This window comes from Streptococcus sp. CP1998 (assembly GCF_041026655.1).
GTDB classification, from domain to species: Bacteria; Bacillota; Bacilli; order Lactobacillales; family Streptococcaceae; genus Streptococcus; species Streptococcus dentalis.
In genome coordinates, this window is the sequence record NZ_CP163380.1 from 1,267,001 (window position 1) to 1,285,503 (window position 18,503).

An 18,503-nucleotide genomic window follows, 5' to 3' on the forward strand; every position below is an offset into this window, starting at 1 on the left:
TTATTCTCCCAAGACTTTAAAGGTATTCAAGAGTTCGAAATTCGCCTCTGAATCCAATTTTTCAACCAAGTTCTTGAATTGTGTTTGGTTGACTTGGTGGGTAATGATGACGACACTTGCAAATTGACCATCTGAGTCTTCTTGAAGGATTTGCTTGAAGGAAGCTCCTTCTGCATTAAAGATTTCCGCAAGACGCAAGATTTGACCAGTCGCATCTGGTGCCTTAATTGAGAAATAATAATTGTTCTTCACGTCTTCTGGCTTAGCCAATTGAAGAGGGTGGCTGTATTCATTGAAGGCTTTACCGATCGTTCCTTCTTTTAGACGACGGACAATGCGGACAAGGTCGGCTACGACACTTGTCGCAGTTGGTTTTTGACCAGCACCTGGTCCGTAGTACATAGACTCACCAATACCGATGGATTCCACATAGACCGCATTCATGACATCATTCACTCCTGCGAGTGGATGTTGTTTTGGAAGGAAGGTTGGTGTCACTTCTGCTGCGATCCCTGACTCTGTTTCAACAATGGAGCCGACCAGCTTGATGACATATCCAAGGCTTTGAGCAACTGAGACATCTTGAGGAGTGATTTGGCTGATTCCTTTGTGACCTACTTGGTCAAATTGGATATTCATTCCAAAAGCGAACTGGCTCAAGATCACCATCTTGTAGGCAGCATCGATTCCTTCAACGTCGTTGGTTGGATCACTTTCAGCGTAACCAAGACGTTGCGCTTCTGCTAAAGCATCCTCATAAGTCCAGCCTTCTTCGACCATTTTGGTCATCATGAAGTTAGAGGTTCCATTGACCACACCGAGCACTTTGGTCACCTTGTCAGAAGCAAGGGAATTGACCAAGGTCCGAAGGATTGGGATCCCACCAGCTACGGCAGCTTCGTAATAAAGTGCCATTTTGTGTTTTTGAGCAATCTCTAGCAACTCGCTTCCATGAACGGCAAGAAGGTCTTTGTTAGCAGAAACTACATGCTTGCCTGCTTCCAGCGCACGGGTGATAAAGGTCTTAGCTGGCTCGATACGACCCATCAATTCGACCACGATGGCAATGTCCTTGTCTTCAATGATCTCATCAACATTGGTTACAAAGTTGTAGTCGTGACCCGCCGCTTGCAAGCTTTTCATCTCCGCATCATCTCGAACCAAGACCTTAGCGATCTCGATTTCATCTTGAGCTGCCTGGGTGATTTTTTCATGGTTTTCTTTTAATAAAAATGGTACGCCACTAGCAACAGTACCAAATCCTAGTAAGGCAATCTTAACAGACATCCTATTGACTCCTTGAATTTTCTATAGTAGCTCCATTATAACAAAAACTTGAGCGTTTGACAGCCAATTGCCTTAAAAATTCTGAATTTTCATGACAGGATCTGCCTGTAGCAAGTTCTGGAAAAGAACATAGAATTTGTGGTACAATAGAGAAAATGATGAAAACGGTGACACTATGAGTAAACGAAGAGTACCTAAAAAAATCAAAGTCCTACTTGGAATCAATGCCCTCCTCCTGGTCTGTATCTTTATTTGTAGCTTTCTTCTGATCAAAAGGATCACTCAGCTGAGTGACGGAAATACCAGTGGTACTGCCGTGACGCGCTCGCTAGATGAACACAGTTCCTCTATCGAGTGGACCCGAGTGAAAAAGCCGGTTAAACTGCCCATCCTCATGTACCACTCCGTGCACAATATGGCCGAGTCTGAAGCTGCCAATGCCAATCTGATTGTCGATCCAGAAACCTTTGAAAGCCAACTAAAGGCCCTGAAAAAAGCGGGTTACTACACCCTGACGCCTGAGGAAGCCTATCGCATCCTCGCAAAAAATGAAGTGCCAAAAGGAAAGAAATATGTCTGGTTGACCTTTGATGATGGCGTCGAGGATTTCTATACCATCGTCTATCCGCTTCTTAAGAAGTACAAGATGACCGCCACCAACAATATCATCACGGACTTTACACAAAAAGAAAAAGAAAATGTCCTGACCTTTGACCAAATCAAAGAGATGAAAAAAGCTGGCTTGACCTTTGAAAGCCATACGGTCAATCATCCAGACCTAGCCAATTCCAGTCTTGAAACCCAAAAGAATGAGCTGGTCGCTTCTAAACGCCTGCTGGATAAGGTGCTGGATCAAAATACTAGCGTTATCGTCTACCCATCTGGTCGCTACAGCCAGGTTACAATCGACCAAGCCAAGAAAGCTGACTACAAACTAGGCCTCACCACTAAAAATGGACTCGCCAGTTCCGCTGATGGCCTCTATGCCCTCAAACGAGTCCGGATCCTTCCAACCACTACAGGAGAGGACCTCCTAGCCATGATCCAAGAATAAAGAAAGAGGCTGGGACAGAAATCGGTAATTCGTTAGAATTCGATTTCGTCGTCCCACCTCCGCACAGTTGAGTAGGGCTTTAAAAGCTGATGAAATCAGCGTAGTAGAGCCCACTCAACCACTGCGTCTTGCTCAACAATCCAAAAATAATTGAGAGGCTAGGACTTTTGTCCCAGCCTCTTTTGTTAGAGTTCCTTCTCTAGTTCTTTTAGAAAGGTGATTAAAAATTGATGGCGACTTTTTGCCATTTGTTTGGCAGTCTCCGTGTTCATTTCATCTTTTAATAGAAGCAACTTGTCATGGAAATGTTGGACAGTATCAGTGAGGGACCTCCCTTTGTGGCCACCATAGGAAAAAGTTCGCGCAATTCCTACAGCTCCTATCGCGTCCAGGCGGTCTGCATCCTGGACAATTTTGCCTTCTAAGGTTTCTGGATGCTTACCGCGATTTTTGCTGAAAGAAACAGCATTGATAACCCGACAAATCTGGTCGATTTGGTCTTGAGGAATACCGATCTCTTCTAGAAACATGCGAGCATTCGCATTATTCTCTGTTTGAAACAATTTATCATCATCAGCATCGTGAAGAAGAGCTGACAAGCCCACTATCTCCAGATCACATGGACCTTCTACTTGTGCGATTCTCATAGCATTGGTATAGACGCGGAGGGTATGCTCCATATCATGGCCATCCGCTCGATCAGCAAATAAGGTTTTAACATACTGCTTAGCAGCTTGGATTCGTTCTTCGATCATCGTTCTTGTCCTTTGTACAATCTGTGCTCAGTTTAATCTATTCATATGAGCTCGTTATGGAGAAGAGCAGTTTACTTTAAAACCACCTCTCGGTGGTGATTACTTCTTCTTTTGTGGAAAGAGGGGCAGGCCTAGGGTCGCGATCTTCTCGGCGGGGATCTTCATGCCATCCTTAATCCATTTGGAGATGACAGAGACAATGGCTGAGCTCCAGAAGGAATTGAGGTAGCTGCCAGCGCCATTCGAGGAGCTGCCATTTCGTTTTTCTAAAAAATCATAGACTGCCTTGGTCAAGAGCCGCTCGAAATTATAATCAATGGCTAGACTGATGATCTTGGCTTCTTTCTTGACTTCCTTAAAGAGATAGACCCAGACTTGATAGAGGTCTGTCTTGAGGTTGTAGCCATCTAAAGACTTGGTAATCTTTGCGATACTAGATTGAAAGATGGACTCTAGAATCTCTTCCTTGGAGTCATAATTACGGTAAAAAGCTGCTCGAGAGACACCTGCACGCTGAACCAGCTCAGAGATAGTGATCTTTTTCAGATCTTTTTTCTCCAACAATTGCAGGAGAGAGATTTCGATGGATTCTCGTGTAATCGCATTGTTTTCTTGGTTAAATCGTTTGAGATTTTCCAAGGATTTCTCGGATATTTTTCTTTCTGCCATAACATTTACTTTCTATCTGTCTCACCTGATGATATCTGCTTGGATAGCATTGTACTTCATGATATAATTGTAAAAGAAGACATACTACTTGTCAATGTACATTTTTATACAATTATGAGGTATGAACTGATGAAATGGAAAATTATTGCGGATTCAGGCTGTGACTACCGCTCTTTGGACAATCTGGCACCGGTTACGGAGTTTGTCAGTGTCCCATTGACCATCCAAGTGGGAGAGACTATCTACACAGATGATGCCCAGCTCAATATTGATCACATGATGGAGGAGATGTATGCGACCACGACAGCTTCTAAGTCTGCCTGTCCGAGTCCCGATGACTACATGAAATCTTTTGAAGGGGCTGAAAATATTGTCGTTGTCACCATTACAGGAACCCTTTCTGGTAGCTACAATAGTGCAGAGGTGGCGAAGAAGATTTATCTGGAAGAGCATCCGAATACCAATATCCACGTCATCAATAGCTTATCAGCTGGGGGTGAGGTGGACCTAATCGTTCGCAAGCTTAATCAGTTGGTCGCTGAAGGCCTCGATTTTGATCAAGTGGTCGATGTGATCACGACCTACCAGTCTAAGACGAAGTTGCTCTTTGTTTTGGCCAAGGTTGATAATCTGGTCAAAAATGGGCGTCTCAGCAAATTGATCGGGACTGTTGTCGGGCTCCTCAATATCCGTATGGTCGGCGAAGCTAGTAAGACCGGTACCCTTGAGTTGCTTCAAAAAGCACGGGGTCAAAAGAAAGCGATCAAGGCTGCTTTTGATGAACTGATCAAGGCGGGGTATGCTGGCGGTCATATCACCATCGCCCACCGCAACAATGAAAAATTTATCGAGCAATTCTCTGCATTGGTTCGAGAAAAGTTTGCCCATGCAATGATTGAAGTCCTTCCTACTTCTGGACTTTGTAGTTTCTACGCTGAAGAAGGCGGCCTCCTCATGGGCTATGAAATTTAATCACCACTAAAAAGAGGCTAGGACAAAAGTCCTAGCCTCTCAATTGTTTTTGGATTGTCGAGCAAGACGCAGTGGTTGAGTGGGCTCTACTACGCTGATTTCATCAGCTTTACAGCCCTACTCAACTGTGCGGAGGTGGGACGACGAAATCGAATTCTAACGAATTACCGATTTCTGTTCCACTCTCTCTTTTTATTCTCCAATCTCTTGGTAGAGGGTACGGATTTTTTTGCGGTAGATGGTATAGCTGATTCCTGCTCCGATTAGCAACAGGACACTATAAAGGATCGCAGCCAGCAGGGTGCTGACGGAATGATAGGTCCAAATGAAGCTGACAATGATCAAGAGAAACATCACAAAAAGAAAGACAATCAAGAGAATAGACTGAAGAACTGCATTCCCACGATGACGGGTCATCAACTCCGTGATATTGGTCCAATTGGTGCTAAAGTTCTGAAAATCTTTGACATAGTCTCGAATGCAGATCGGAATGGTTGTTACCACCCAGATCAATAACATAGCTAGGATAGCCAAGGGATGGACGCCAAAATAGAGACAAACGCCAACTAGAAGAATGACAGGAAGGATGGATTGCACCAGATAGAGCAACCAAAACTTCATGAAGAGATAGCGTTTGAAATCAATAGGGAGGGATCTCAAGTACTCAAAGTTTTCGCGCTCTAGCGAAATACCGATACTAGTCAAGCCTCCAAAACTATTGAAAACACCAATCAAGATGGCAACAAGGGTCAGTGGCACCAGATACTGGGGCGTCAAGTAAGAACTGAGTCCTCCTATATTTTTAGACGCTCCTGCTGCTCCACTGAGGAGGAAAATATAAGGCAGAATACTCATCATCAAGAGGACTTGCACCATAAGGGTTCCATCGCTCAAGAGTCTGCGATGATACTGAATGACAAATCGTCTAAAGGAGTCTTTCTGACCAACATGGAGCACTTTCACGCGCTCTTTAACAGTTTGGTTGGTCGCAACTGCAAGGGCTGCATCATAGAACTGCGGGATCACAATTTTTCGAACCAGGCCGATCAAGACCAGAAGGACCAGGATCCAGCCCAGAAGGCCAAGGATCGCTTCTCCATCAAAAGGATGGAGGATGAACTGATGAAAGGCCGTAAAAGGTGGAAATAGAATGGGAATATCTGCGCCCCCTGTCACTTCTAACCGATGGGTCTGGACTAGATTCAGATATAGATAAGCTCCTAGACTCAGAAGAGAACCAATTCCGACCATGATGTTGGAGACCAGGGTCGTGTGTTTTTTGAAAAAGAGGGTCTTAGTGATCAGATGGGATAGGATGATCGTCGCTAAAAAGAGAACGCCTAAGAGAATTAAGGCACAAAAGAGGCCTAACAGGATCCCTAACGGATTGAAGCCGCCTGCTTGGACAGGCAGGATCAGAAAATAGCTGACCAAGGGAAGGATAGCCATGAGAAGGGTCAGGATGACCGAGATACTCTTTCCAGCAATGACTTCCGCATCTGAGAAGGCATAGGGCCGGTAAAACTGGAGGTCCTTGCTTTCATAAAAGACATTGTAAAAGCTCATAAATCCTTGGGAAATGGTCATCAAGGAAAAGAGGGCCACCATATTGACAAAGAAGGCTGGTTGGTTCACAAAATCATAGATACTAAAGAGCAAGCCAAATATGACGAAATAGACCAATCCTAAAAAGAGGTAGTTGAGCACCGATTTGCGGGCGACATTGAGTTTGACGTCCGGTTTTTTGGCCTGTTTGGCACGTAATTTTGCGATCTGAGCAGGCTGACTGGCATAGATGATATTAACATTGACCAGTTGCCGGATGATCTTAAGACGCATGATCGCCACCTTCTTCCTTCCGACCCGCTAGACTGAGATAGATACTTTCCAAACTTTGTTCGGGATGTTGGCCCTTCAATTCCTCGATCGTCCCATAGAAAATAAGGTTTCCCTTTTTGAGAATGGCGATTTTATCACAGAGTTGTTCGGCCACTTCTAAGACGTGGGTAGAGAAAATAACCGTCTTGCCACGATCCGCATGCTGGCGCATCATTTGTTTTAAATCGTAAGAAGCCTGTGGGTCCAAACCGGTCATTGGTTCGTCCAAGACCCAGATATCTGGATCTGACAAGAGGGCTGCAATAACGAAGACCTTCTGGCGCATCCCGTGTGAAAAGGATTCAATCACTTCATAGCGGTGGCTCTGAAAATCAAAGATCCTAAGAAGCTCCTCTAATCGTTGATCGCAGTCTTTCTGACTCATATCATAAGAGGTCGCAACCAACTCCCAGAATTCATTGGCTGTGAGACGCAAGAAAAGATCTGGCGAATCTGCCACATAACCGATCTTCTTTTTGATTGCCAGTCGATGGTTATAGAGGTCCTGACCATCCACTTCAATGGATCCAGTGGTTGGGGTGATGACACTGACCAGGCTCTTAATCGTCGTTGACTTTCCAGCTCCGTTATGGCCAATCAAGCCGACAATTTGCCCGTCTTCGATGGTCAGATCCAAGTGGTTAAGGGCAATATGCCCATCGTAATCTTTGGTAACTCCGTGAAATGTAATCATGCTAACTCCCTAATGGGTCCTCATTGGGACCGTTTTTTCTTATTCTGTTGATAAGCGATCATCGAAATGGTAGAGCAATTCTAGTAGATAGTTTGGAATAGTCTCCAAGAAGTCTTCTTTGTAGACCCGCTCTCCTCGCTTATGCAATTCTTTACCCCAAGGGCCTAGATTGACCGCTGGAACATGAATTTGGGCAATTTTTTCCAGATCCAGATCATAGACCTGGGCTGGTGTGGCTAGGCTATCCAAGACGACTTGATAAGAGGCCACATCCTTTTCCAAGGCACAATAACTGGTGTCGTTAATCCCCATAAAGTATTCTTCCACTTTCAAGAGGTAACCTCTTGTGTCCAGGTACTCGCGGTAGTCAGTAATTAAGGACACGATATTGAGATCGGTATTGTCTAAAAAGCGGCAATTCATGGACGGATAATATGGGGGCGCAAAACCGATGACCACCATAGGATCCTTATCTCCGAGAAACTCAAGGAGCCGCTGGATTTGCTGAATCGCAAGGCTCTGGTAGCTGGTCCCATTACGAAAATCTTGCTCCGCTTTTTTATTAGAAGCTTCTCTAAAGGCTTGGTAGCCCTCTATGGCTTGGCAACGTTCCTCTAGTTCTTGATAGGTGATGACTCTTGGCCTTGCAATAATATGATCTTGGCCAGCCTGATCCTGCAAGTGCTCATACTTCTTGTAAAAGGCGTCCAAGGCCTCTTGACTAAGCTCATAGATTCGTTGCATGAGCTCTTGGGGTGTTTTCTTCAAATGCAACACACTGAAATAACCAGCTGCATAAAGCACGGTCGATACATCGTATTGCTCCTTCAAATCTCTGAGATAGGACCAAGAAGGAAGGGGAGACGTTTCTCCCAAGGCCTGATCTGCCAGATCGGGATGAAGATCTAGCTGGCTTGCGATGGCTACTAGGAGCGACAAGGCATTGATCCCTTTAAGAGGCTCCTTCATATGGGACAAGACACCTTGTGCCACAACGACTGGCATGAGTTTGCCGACTGTGCCAATGTGAAGGACCTTTTCTTTTCCTACCTCTGATTCAAAGGGCTCTGAATCCACTGCTAATACATAATTCAGATCAAACTTTTCCTGCAAATCTGTAAGGAGACCCAAGGCTCCACGCATCCCACTTGAATAGGATTCCTCGTCTCCAACAGAGAGATAGAGCAGATTGACCTGACCTTCTGTGAGGTCTGCAGCATAGGCTTCCAGAACCCCCAATTGAAGGGCTAGAGCTGCTTTCATATCGCAAGATCCTCTGCCAAATTTCCACTCCCCAGAAGCTAAGTCTTCCTGCATATCTGGTCGTCTGTCTAGTGTTTTCAAGGCTTCTGCTACTTGATCAGAATCGAGTGCGATTTCTGCTAAATTTCCATAGTCTTCTAAATCGACTGTATCATGGTGGTGGAAAAGGATAACTGTTTTTTTCTTGCCCTTATCAACTAAGGCCCAATTGACCGACCGATGCAAGTGGTCCTGTGGCACCATATAGCGCCCAAACTGGTTCGGATGTTCCTTGAAATAGGGGATCTGGGCAAGCCGTTGATCCAGGTAGGCTTCGATTCCTTGCTCGGTATCAGTATTGGTGAAGCTTGGAATCGCCAAGGCTTCTGCAAAAATCGTTTCGATGCTCTCTCTATTGGTGGTTTTCACTTTCAAACCAATCCTCCTTTGATATGGTCAAAATAAATTAATGCATACAAATTTATATCAGACTGATATTTCTACGTATACAAAATGCTACATTGACTCTATTATGTTATATTTTCACGTCATTTCTTTCATGTATACGATTTCTTTTCCAGAAAGGGCTTGCTTCCAGCGCAAACGTTTGTCGCATCCAACTATTTTTGGTAAAATAGGGACATTCACATGAAAGAAGAAATAACGATGGAAAATCAAACCTTAATGCAATATTTTGAGTGGTATTTGCCCGCTAATGGGAACCACTGGACGCGTCTTGCTGAAGATGCGCAACACTTAGCAGACTTGGGTATTCGTAAAGTTTGGATGCCACCTGCCTTTAAAGCTACTTCTAACAATGACGTTGGGTACGGAGTCTATGACCTCTTTGATTTGGGCGAGTTCGATCAAAAAGGAACGGTTCGTACCAAATACGGTTTCAAAGACGATTATCTTCAAGCCATTCAAGCCCTCAAAGATGCAGGGATTCAACCAATGGCCGATGTCGTTCTCAACCATAAAGCTGCTGCCGATGGCTTAGAGGAATTCGAGGTCGTTGAGGTCGATCCGATGGATCGAAACAAGGTTCTCACTGAACCCTTCACCATTCAAGGATGGACCAAATTCACCTTTGATGGCCGAAATGGCGCCTATAATGACTTCCACTGGCATTGGTACCACTTCACCGGTACGGACTACGATGCTTCACGTAATAAGAATGGGATCTACCAAATCCAAGGGGACAACAAAGGTTGGGCCCATGGAGATCTGGTTGACAAGGAAAACGGAAACTACGATTACCTCATGTATGCCGATATCGATTTCAAACATCCCGAAGTTGTTGAAAATCTCGACCAATGGGCTGAATGGTTTATCGAAACGACAGGGGTTGAGGGCTTCCGTCTGGATGCCGTCAAGCACATAGACTCCTTCTTTATGAAGAATTTCATCCATAATATCACCAAAAAATATGGAGAAGATTTCTACGTTTTTGGTGAATTTTGGAATGGCGACACAGAAACCAACGATGAGTACTTGGAAAGTATTGACTACTTATACGACTTGATCGATGTGGCCCTCCACCAAAATCTCTTCCGAGCTAGTCAAGAAGGTGAAAATTTCGACCTTCGAACTATTTTTGACGGAACACTAGCGCTCAATCATCCTGAAGAGGCCGTAACCTTTGTGGACAACCATGATACCCAACGAGGGCAAGCCTTGGAATCTACAATCCAAGAATGGTTCAAGCCTGCAGCCTATGCCTTGATCTTACTTCGTGAAGCTGGTTTGCCTTGTGTCTTCTATGGAGACTACTACGGTATCGAGGGCCAATTTGCGCAAGAAAGTTTCCAAGAGGTCCTCGATCGCCTCTTATGGGTTCGTAAAGATCTGGCCTATGGGGAACAAACAGACTACTTCGATGATCCTAATTGCATCGGTTGGACACGCTCAGGTACAGAAGAATCAGCACCAATCGCCTGCTTGGTTTCGAATAACCAAGCTGCTACAAAAGTCATGGAGATCGGCTCATCCTACTCAGGCCTCACCTACTATGATGTCCTAGAAAATTGTAGCGAAACTGTCCAAGTTCAAGAAGACGGTACTGCTGAATTCCCAGTGGCAGAACGCTCCGTCAGTGTCTGGGTAGCCCAAGATACAGAGGGCCAATAACCTTTATATGTAATTTTCTCCTAGGATCGACATCTTCCTAGGAGAATTTTTTTCCTGTAAAAATTTTATAGGAAATACAGTTTCATTTTAGCACTATAAGAAAGCGCTGTCAATGGGTGTCGCGTCTATTTAAAAGAAATAAAGAGCATCAAAAAACTCGTTTTCCATATTGGAAAACGAGTTTTCATTTTAGCTCAATTCTGCAATGATTTCTTTCAATTGGGCTTTCGTATGAACTCCAGCCACTTGTTTGACAACTTGTCCATCTTTTTTAAAGAGAAGCGTTGGGATCGACATGATACCGAATTGACGTGCTGTATTTGGATTTTCATCTACATCCATCTTACAGATTTTCAAATCATCTTCATGTACCTCTTCTGCCAACTGATCCAAGATTGGAGCTTGCATGCGGCATGGACCACACCAAGTTGCCCAAAAGTCAATCAGGACAAGACCTTGGCTAGTTTCTTGTTCAAAAGTTGCATCTGTGATTATGTGTGCCATATTTCCTCCTTTTTCAGTAGTGACTACTGATTCTGCATTTCTACTTTTATTTTACACTAAAAGATACCATTTTAGAAATATTTGCTACGGGGACTCCTTAGGCATCTTCTCTCTTTTTGCGCCAAAAGATGAGACTAGAAGCTGTTAGGCTGATCACCCCTAAGAGACCCAGAGCATGGTCTTTGCTGCCTGTTTGTGGAAGCATATGGTCTGCTTGTTCTCCTTCTACTGCAGGAGTCGCAACCTTACGAGCTTCTACCAATCCTGGTGAAACAAATCGAGACCCATAGGATACAGCTAGGGCAAGATGAGGGTTCTCTTGTCTTGCTGATCCTGTTTGCATCTGTTCATCTTTTTCAGGAAGAGTTTGGCTTGGTTGGACAAGGTGTTCTGGGGTTGGAAGCCTATATTCTTCCTTGTAATGCACTTCTGGAGCGACTAGAGCAGCACCTTCCATTTCTGGCAATTTCGCATAGTCAGCATCTGTTTCACTTGGTACATAAGCTGCCTTTTGGGCGCGGGTCTTTTCGACAATTGGAATCGCCGCCTGGATAGAATCTGTCTTGAAGGTCACTTCATATGGATGCTCCACCGTTAAATCAGATGGGTCATAGGTGTTAAAGACTAGGGCTAACTTGTGACCTTTCTTAACTGTATAGAGATTTGGTTGGAGATAAACCGTGTAATCGTGGTATTCTCCCACCTTTGGCTCGATACTATTTCTTGAGCTGGCTGAATCGTAGCCAGACTCAGGGTTCGCAAGATTGATCCAGCCTTTCGCAATCACCTTGTACTTGGTCTTGATGGTTTCGTATTCGGCAACAGATAGGTTGCTTAAATTGCTTCCCATCCAGAAACCGTCTGCTGTTTTATCTTGCTTGACGCTACCATTTCCCACCACGTCAAAGTCCTCATCTGCCACATCTACCAAAAGGGCGTTGATTTGGAAATTCTTTCCTTGACCTTTGGCAAGAGCTGCTTTGAAATGAACGGGGATGTGGCCCTTGATCGTAGTGTCCTCAGTAACATCAGAAACGAAGGTTAGATTAGCCTTAGAGGAGGCTTTGCTGACTGTTTCATTACGGTTAGCAATCTCGACACCTGCAGCTGCATAATCACTAGAAATGGTTTCTTCTAGACGTTTCGAGCTTGCATTCAAGAAGAGACGTTGACTGCTCTTCCAGTTATCATAGCTAGTCCACTTGCTTGGATCATAGTTGTTTTGAGCTAGAACCGCTGGCAAGCTTTCGACGTGATTGTCCACTCCGTAGAGGTAATGGGTCAGCCAGGTATTGAGCAGGTCATAAAAATCCTGACCATTGGCGGTGATGCCGTATCCCCGCGACATAGCCGCTGGGTAGACGTGATCTCCTTGGTGGAGATAGAGCTTGACATCTTGTCCTGCTTTCTTGAGAGCATCGTACATGAGTTCAAAGTGTTTGGTCTTGACATTGTCATCATTCAAGCCATGGACGATCAGGGCGCTGGTCTTGAGATTTTCCGGATGAAGGGTATAATCCCGCTCCTTCCAGACATCACTGTAGTTACGATCATGGGCGTACTGGTCCTTGTTCAATTGATTGATGTAGTTGGAATAGTTTTGCCAAATCCCTGCCCAGTCGTCTTGGTCCAACATCCGTGTGCTAACGTAGAGGGAGAGCCATGAAAGGTCACTATAAGGTGCATTGCCAAATTGGGTTCCTTGGCTATTGAAATAATCATACCAAGAGGCAATTCCTGCTGCCGGAACGATGGTCTTCAATCCTTCTACGCCTGTCGCTGCCACACCAAAGGTCGTTGTTCCAGCCCAGGACAGACCCGTCATGGCAACATTTCCTGTTGCCCAGTCTGCCTTGATTTCAACATTGCTAGTCTTATCGGTGTAGGCCTTGCGTTTGCCATTGACCCATTCGATGATATTCTTGAAGGCATTGATTTCGAGATCAGACCCCGTCGTGTTAAATCCTTCTGATCCCTTGGTACCAAGTCCAGCGCTAGAGATAAAGGCATAGCCTCTGACCAAGAAATAGTCGTACCAGTTCAGATCTTCGTAGTCATAGATATACTCGTAGGGACTGTAGTAATACCAATCCGATGCCTTGGCTTTTTTCGCTGCTTCTACTGTTGTTTCACTGCTTACTGGCTGTCTCTTTGCAGGTTGGCTGTGCAGTTTCTTCATATCGTAGCTACCGTCTGTTGGAAGCCCCAAACTTTCAAGGGTCACGTAGTTTTCGTCTAGTGTCCCCGCTACGTAAGGGCGCGCTTCGAGAATAGTGGCTGCCTTAAAATCGCCTTGCGCGACTGCTTTTGGTAATTGAACAATGGCTTTGACCAAGTCTGGCTTGCCATCTGCATCGGTGTCATAGTCCGTTTCGACATAGACTGGGAAACGTACAATTTGGCTGTCTTCATATTTGTAGTCTTGGTCTTCTTTTTTTCCCGTCGTATAAGGAAAAATAGGCTGGGCACGAGCATTTAAAAAGAGCGGACTTTTCTTTTCAGCCCGGTAGGCATCGTAGAGTTTCTTAGCTGTTTCATACATCTTGGCCAATTCTGGCTGACTGACCTTACGGGTCAGATCTTCTGATTTTTCAATCAAGCCTAAACTCTTGGCAAAGCGTTCGCGATCTGCTTGGCTTTGGCCCAATTGGCTAGGATCTGTTGCTGCCCATTGAAGCAAGCCATTAACAGCATCTTGGACCGTCAACTCATTAGAGGACTGATCCGCTGCAAGGGTGGTACCTGTGACCTTTGCCAAATCCTGAGATGTTACCGGAGCTTCTGAAGTAGGAGCAGATTGAGGTACAGCTTCCCTGTTTGTTGCTGCTGGAGTTACTACTGGGACAGTCGGCTCACTTTGTCTTGTGTGTTCTTCTGTAGCAGGGGCTGCTTGATTTGCACCTGCCGTCCGATCCAGTGATGCCTCATTTGAACTTGCAGCTTCTTCACTAGTGGCAGTACTTGTGTCACTTGTTGTCGGTCTTGCTTCGGTAGCTGGAGCATGGACCACTTCTGTCGATGGGGCTAACTCTTCCGTTTGCTCATCTGCTGCTACTACTTGATGCAAGACCATCGGCGCGATCAGTAAACTCGATGCGACAATGGAAACCATTGTTTTCTTTTTCATGTCAGTCTCCTTACTTTTTTGTAATCAACACTTCTATTATACTTTGTAAGCGTTTTTATATCAAGTAGATATTCAAATGATCCCACAAAAAACCGAGGCATCAGCCTCGGTTATCGATCCTTATTTGACGTGTTTCTTAAGATCTTCTTGTGCTTTTTTGTTTGACTCTGCTTGTTCTTTTTGCCATTTTTCAAGGGCTTTGTTGTAGTCAGCAGTTGTCACAGCTTTATCTTGGAGTTTCATTCCTTTGTAGATCACGTGGTCTTTTCCTTTACCACCAGTCCATGCAAATGGAGCTGAGAATGGTTCGATACGTGTCAAGAATGGACGTCCAGTTGATGAAGAAGTTGGGATAACAAGGGCACTATCTGTCAACCAAGCTTGCGCTGCCGCATATTTTTCGTAGCGTTTGTTGACGTCTTGTGATTCTGCACCAGCATCTTTGATCATCTTTTCAAAATCGTAAAGACCAACTTTTTTAGCTGCTTCATTGTTTTCACTTGGGTCAAATCCAAGGAAAGTCTTAGTATTTTCACCAGATGAAGCTTTCAAGATATCCATGTAAGTTGATGGATCTTGGTAGTCAGGGTTCCAACCAACATTATCAGAGAGATCCCAATCTTCGCCAGCCGCATTTGGCGCAAAGAGGGTCACATTTTGAAGGTCTTCTTTCGAAAGCATTTGGATATCGATGACGATATTTTCTTTACCAAGTGCTTCTTCAACTGATTGTTTGAAGGATTGTACCCGTTGAACTCTTGATGGTGTGGTTTGGTCTACAGGCATATCGATGTGAATTGGGAATTTCACACCTTCTGCTTCCAAGGCAGTCTTCGCTTTTGCAAACTCTTCCTTCGCTTTCTTAGCATCGAAGAGACCATTTTGACCATCGTCTAGTTTAGTAGATTTCCACTCATCTCCGTAGGTATCCAATTGTGTTTTCACCATTTCACCAAAGGTCTTGCCATCAGCTTGGACAAATGTTGGTGGAATGTAGAGGTTACGGATGATCTTGCTTGCTCCGTCTTTTCCGTTCAATTGAGCAGCATACGCTTCACGGTTGAAGGCAAAGCTGATCGCTTGACGGAAGTCCTTGTTCAAGAGAGCTTTCTTAGTAGATTGTTTTTCTTCATCGGTCTTCTTAGCAGTGTGTTTGTAAGATTGACGGTCGATGTTGGTACCAATAACATAAGAAGCGGCGTCTTGAGGAGTGTAGGTGATTTCATCTTTGAATTCTTTAGCTTGCTCTGAGTAACCAGATCCAGTTGGGAAGAGTTTTGCCAAGCTAAGAGTATTTTCTCCGAATGATTTGGCCAATTTACTTTGGTCTTGTCCATCGTAGAATTCCAATTTCACATCTGAGATGTAGACCTTGTCTTTATCCCAGTAGTTTTCATTCTTGGTCATTTCGATAGAAGATTTTGAAGTAAAGCTCTTCAAGATGTAAGGACCATTGTAAAGAAGGGAGCTAGTATCACTTGCTTGAGCGAATTTATCCCCTTTTGATTTCACGAATTTTTCGTTGACAGGGAAAGTGATCCCAAGAGTCAATTTAGAGTTCCAGTAAGATTCTGGTTGGTTCAAAGTGATTTGAAGGGTATGATCATCAACTGCTTTTACTCCTACAGCTGAGAAATCTTTATTTTTACCACTGACGTAGTCATTCAAGCCTTTGATAGAATCTTGGATGATGTAGAGCATTTCTGATTTGTTATCAGCCGCATATTTGATCCCTGTGACGAAATCTTTAGCTGTTACATCCGCATACTCTTCGCCTTCTGAATCATACCATTTAGCATCATCACGAAGTTTATAAGTATAAGTCAAGCCATCTTGCGAAACTGTCCAATCTTTTGCAAGAGATGGAATCAAGTTCCCGTATTTATCATTTTCAAACAAACCATCAATCAAGTTTCCTGTGATATCGTGGGTTGCTGCTTTACCAGATGTGATATAGTTTAGGTTTTCTGGCTCAGTCTCATAGACATATGAGAATTTTTGACCGTTGCTTGAGCTAGATGATTTAGAACCACCTGAACAAGCTGCTAGGATACCTGCTGAAAGGAGGGCAACTCCCGCAAGTGCAATGACATTTCTTTTTTTCATGTAAAACTCCTTAAGAAATTTTAAGTTTATTTTAAGATTATACCACAAAGATTTTCAGAAGAAAAGGAATTTTCAGAAAATTTTAGTTTTAGTTTAAGAAAAAACTACTCCGGAGAGTAGTTCCAAATTTTAATCTACCAAGTCGCTCTTGAGGTAGGCATCGACCATGCGCTCTGTTGCGACTACAGAATCCAAGTGAGTCCGCTCATATGAGTGGCTAGATTCGATCCCTGCTCCGAGAAGGGCATGTTTGACTTCTGCTCCTGCGCTCATGGCTGCAGAGGCATCTGATCCATAGAAAGGATAGATATCCAACTTATAAGGGATTTCTTGGGCTTTTGCCAAGGCTACCAAATGCTGACGGAATTCGTAGTGGTATGGTCCTGAAGCGTCTTTGACACAGATGGATACCGTGTATTCATCCGTTGCTTGGTCATCTCCCATAGCTCCCATGTCCACTGCCAAGTATTCGACCACTTCAGCTGGAATACTAGAATTAGCCCCATGCCCCACTTCTTCAAAGACTGAAAAGGCAAAGGTGGTCGTTACTGGCAATTGGATCTGTTCTTCCTTGTACACGCGCAGAAGATTCAAGAGAATCGCCGCACTCACCTTGTCATCTAAGTGGCGAGATTTGATAAAGCCAGTATCTGTCACAATGGTCCGGGGATCAAAGCTGACAAAGTCACCCACTTCAATACCAAGGGCACGGGTTTCTTTTTCGTTGGTTACTTTTTCATCCAGACGGACTTCCATATTGTCCTGGGTCCGCTCGACAGTTCCCGCATCCTTGTAGACATGGCAAGAAGTCTGATGGACCAAAATCGTACCCGAATGAGTCTTTCCTGTATTGGCTACATGGACCGTACAATTTTCCCCTTCAATCATATTCCAAGGGAAACCGCCGATACGGTCTAGCTTGAGGCGGCCATCAGCTTTCACCGCGCGGACAATAGCTCCCAAGGTATCCACATGGGCTGTGACGTAGCGTTGTTTGTCTGTGATCACACCAGGCACGGTCACATTCACCCCACCCTTAGCAGTCCGAGTTACTTCGTACCCAAAGCCTTCAATGGTGTTGACTAAGTAATCTGCAATCTCACGTGTATAACCGGTCGGTGAAGGAATGGCTGTCAATTCCTGCAAATAAGTCACTGTCTGATTCATAATGCCTCCAAATGTGTTTTTCTTTATTCTAGCATGAAATAGGTGGAATAGCTAGAGGAGAGGTTACAGGTTGGAGTTTTTCAACTCTTCCCGTACTTGCATTAGGAGAAAGCCAGAGTTCTATTTATATTTTCAACACATTTTGGGAGAGATTCATCTAGTGCACCTAAAATAAAAAAAGAAACTTGTCCACAACTAACGGTGTCTAAACAAGTTCCACGCAGGCTATTTCAATGGTGATACATAATTATCAGGATAAAATATGATGTAATTTTTGACAATATCTGTTAGACTATCTTCAGTTATGTTTCTCCACTTATGGAGATAGAAGGTTTCAGACTTGAGAACAGAGTGAAACCATTCGATACAGCCATTATCTGCTATTTCGCCTCTTTTCTGAGAATTCTTACACTCCTGTTTCCAGCGATAAAGGTGGAGCGTTTGACGCCGAAACATTCTAAAATAATCGATACAGGGCACGTTTTCTTATACTCTTCTACTAGCTTGATAAGACTTACTTTGTCGATTCTCTTATCAAGTTCTGATACTTTTTTAGTAATTCTACCTGCAAACGTAACTGTTCCACTTCAGATAACTGTTTCATCCCATTACCATAAGTATATTGTTTCCCCACGGGTTGTTGGAAACGGTACAATTCATCATTCTGATACCATCGCTACCAGGTCTTGGCCTGACTAGCATTTTTGATGCTGAGGGTATCCATGATAACTTTATTTGATTTGCCTGCCTTCTTCATTTCGATACAGGCTAGTTTAGTTTCTACTGAATATGCTTTTTGACCATAACAAAACACCCCTGTTTCTAGTTTACCAGAATTCAACAGGAGTGTTTTCTTGTGTCTCATTTTATGGGTGCAGTGCCGACCCTAGGGATTCTTTCGTTCTCATATATACGTCA

13 protein-coding genes and 1 pseudogene are annotated in these 18,503 nt (G+C 44.1%); 3 read left to right on the plus strand and 11 right to left on the minus strand.

What is annotated here, in order from left to right; translation table 11 throughout:
* Positions 1-1,287, minus strand: a complete 1,287-nt coding sequence (locus AB4X21_RS06535; RefSeq protein ID WP_369087690.1) for a homoserine dehydrogenase — start codon at positions 1,285-1,287, stop codon at positions 1-3.
* A 175-nt stretch (positions 1,288-1,462) separates the two neighbouring features.
* Between AB4X21_RS06535 and AB4X21_RS06540 the strand changes: the two genes are divergently transcribed.
* Entirely contained in the window at positions 1,463-2,341 is an 879-nt protein-coding gene (locus AB4X21_RS06540; protein ID WP_070466692.1) for a polysaccharide deacetylase family protein, read from the plus strand.
* A 185-nt stretch (positions 2,342-2,526) separates the two neighbouring features.
* On the opposite strand, the gene AB4X21_RS06545 is transcribed toward AB4X21_RS06540, so the two are convergent.
* On the minus strand, positions 2,527-3,096 hold the full coding sequence (locus AB4X21_RS06545) for an HD domain-containing protein (RefSeq protein ID WP_320910608.1): 570 nt from the start codon (positions 3,094-3,096) through the stop codon (positions 2,527-2,529).
* Positions 3,097-3,195: 99 nt separating this feature from the next.
* Positions 3,196-3,765, minus strand: a complete 570-nt coding sequence (locus AB4X21_RS06550; protein ID WP_013903748.1) for a TetR/AcrR family transcriptional regulator — start codon at positions 3,763-3,765, stop codon at positions 3,196-3,198.
* Between the two features lie 129 nt (positions 3,766-3,894).
* Here AB4X21_RS06550 and AB4X21_RS06555 point away from each other — a divergent pair, with 129 nt between their 5' ends.
* Complete coding sequence (locus AB4X21_RS06555) at positions 3,895-4,737, plus strand: DegV family protein (RefSeq protein ID WP_320910607.1); 843 nt, start codon at positions 3,895-3,897, stop codon at positions 4,735-4,737.
* A gap of 192 nt (positions 4,738-4,929) precedes the next feature.
* Here AB4X21_RS06555 and AB4X21_RS06560 read toward each other — a convergent pair whose 3' ends face one another.
* The 3 genes from AB4X21_RS06560 to AB4X21_RS06570 are packed head-to-tail and all read right to left on the minus strand — an operon-like array spanning position 4,930 to position 8,980.
* A complete protein-coding gene (locus AB4X21_RS06560; protein WP_320910606.1) occupies positions 4,930-6,576 on the minus strand; it encodes a hypothetical protein in 1,647 nt (548 codons plus the stop codon).
* Positions 6,566-7,309 carry an ABC transporter ATP-binding protein gene (locus AB4X21_RS06565; RefSeq protein WP_320910605.1) on the minus strand — a complete coding sequence of 248 codons (744 nt, stop codon included), beginning with the start codon at positions 7,307-7,309 and terminating at the stop codon, positions 6,566-6,568. The genes AB4X21_RS06560 and AB4X21_RS06565 overlap by 11 nt, the downstream gene beginning before the upstream one ends.
* A 39-nt stretch (positions 7,310-7,348) precedes the next feature.
* Positions 7,349-8,980: a M20/M25/M40 family metallo-hydrolase gene (locus AB4X21_RS06570; protein WP_320911322.1), complete on the minus strand. Its 1,632-nt coding sequence runs from the start codon at positions 8,978-8,980 to the stop codon at positions 7,349-7,351.
* Positions 8,981-9,199: 219 nt separating this feature from the next.
* On the opposite strand from AB4X21_RS06570, the gene AB4X21_RS06575 reads away from it, so the two are divergent.
* Positions 9,200-10,681 (plus strand): alpha-amylase, encoded by a 1,482-nt coding sequence (locus AB4X21_RS06575; RefSeq protein ID WP_320910604.1) that lies wholly within the window; start codon positions 9,200-9,202, stop codon positions 10,679-10,681.
* Between the two features lie 189 nt (positions 10,682-10,870).
* On the opposite strand, the gene trxA is transcribed toward AB4X21_RS06575, so the two are convergent.
* The 5 genes and pseudogenes from trxA to AB4X21_RS06600 all read right to left on the minus strand — a co-directional run.
* Positions 10,871-11,185 carry a thioredoxin gene (gene trxA / locus AB4X21_RS06580; RefSeq protein ID WP_049483759.1) on the minus strand — a complete coding sequence of 105 codons (315 nt, stop codon included), beginning with the start codon at positions 11,183-11,185 and terminating at the stop codon, positions 10,871-10,873.
* A 97-nt stretch (positions 11,186-11,282) separates the two neighbouring features.
* Positions 11,283-14,312: a CocE/NonD family hydrolase gene (locus tag AB4X21_RS06585; RefSeq protein ID WP_369087691.1), complete on the minus strand. Its 3,030-nt coding sequence runs from the start codon at positions 14,310-14,312 to the stop codon at positions 11,283-11,285.
* 120 nt (positions 14,313-14,432) lie between these two features.
* Entirely contained in the window at positions 14,433-16,418 is a 1,986-nt protein-coding gene (locus tag AB4X21_RS06590; RefSeq protein WP_320910602.1) for a peptide ABC transporter substrate-binding protein, read from the minus strand.
* A 129-nt stretch (positions 16,419-16,547) separates the two neighbouring features.
* Complete coding sequence (locus AB4X21_RS06595; protein ID WP_320910601.1) at positions 16,548-17,585, minus strand: M42 family metallopeptidase; 1,038 nt, start codon at positions 17,583-17,585, stop codon at positions 16,548-16,550.
* Positions 17,586-18,135: 550 nt separating this feature from the next.
* Positions 18,136-18,342 (minus strand): annotated as a pseudogene (locus tag AB4X21_RS06600) (IS3 family transposase); the annotation flags it as partial.
* Positions 18,343-18,503 lie beyond the last annotated feature (161 nt).

Bases quoted from the DNA above. Each gene is read 5' to 3' on its own strand.
- AB4X21_RS06555 (WP_320910607.1), top strand. From the start codon at position 3,895: ATGAAATGGAAAATTATTGCGGATTCAGGCTGTGACTACCGCTCTTTG.
- AB4X21_RS06590 (WP_320910602.1), bottom strand. From the start codon at position 16,418: ATGAAAAAAAGAAATGTCATTGCACTTGCGGGAGTTGCCCTCCTTTCA.
- AB4X21_RS06585 (WP_369087691.1), bottom strand. From the start codon at position 14,312: ATGAAAAAGAAAACAATGGTTTCCATTGTCGCATCGAGTTTACTGATC.
- AB4X21_RS06540 (WP_070466692.1), top strand. From the start codon at position 1,463: ATGAGTAAACGAAGAGTACCTAAAAAAATCAAAGTCCTACTTGGAATC.
- AB4X21_RS06545 (WP_320910608.1), bottom strand. From the start codon at position 3,096: ATGATCGAAGAACGAATCCAAGCTGCTAAGCAGTATGTTAAAACCTTA.
- AB4X21_RS06560 (WP_320910606.1), bottom strand. From the start codon at position 6,576: ATGCGTCTTAAGATCATCCGGCAACTGGTCAATGTTAATATCATCTAT.
- AB4X21_RS06550 (WP_013903748.1), bottom strand. From the start codon at position 3,765: ATGGCAGAAAGAAAAATATCCGAGAAATCCTTGGAAAATCTCAAACGA.
- AB4X21_RS06575 (WP_320910604.1), top strand. From the start codon at position 9,200: ATGAAAGAAGAAATAACGATGGAAAATCAAACCTTAATGCAATATTTT.
- trxA (WP_049483759.1), bottom strand. From the start codon at position 11,185: ATGGCACACATAATCACAGATGCAACTTTTGAACAAGAAACTAGCCAA.
- AB4X21_RS06595 (WP_320910601.1), bottom strand. From the start codon at position 17,585: ATGAATCAGACAGTGACTTATTTGCAGGAATTGACAGCCATTCCTTCA.
- AB4X21_RS06565 (WP_320910605.1), bottom strand. From the start codon at position 7,309: ATGATTACATTTCACGGAGTTACCAAAGATTACGATGGGCATATTGCC.
- AB4X21_RS06535 (WP_369087690.1), bottom strand. From the start codon at position 1,287: ATGTCTGTTAAGATTGCCTTACTAGGATTTGGTACTGTTGCTAGTGGC.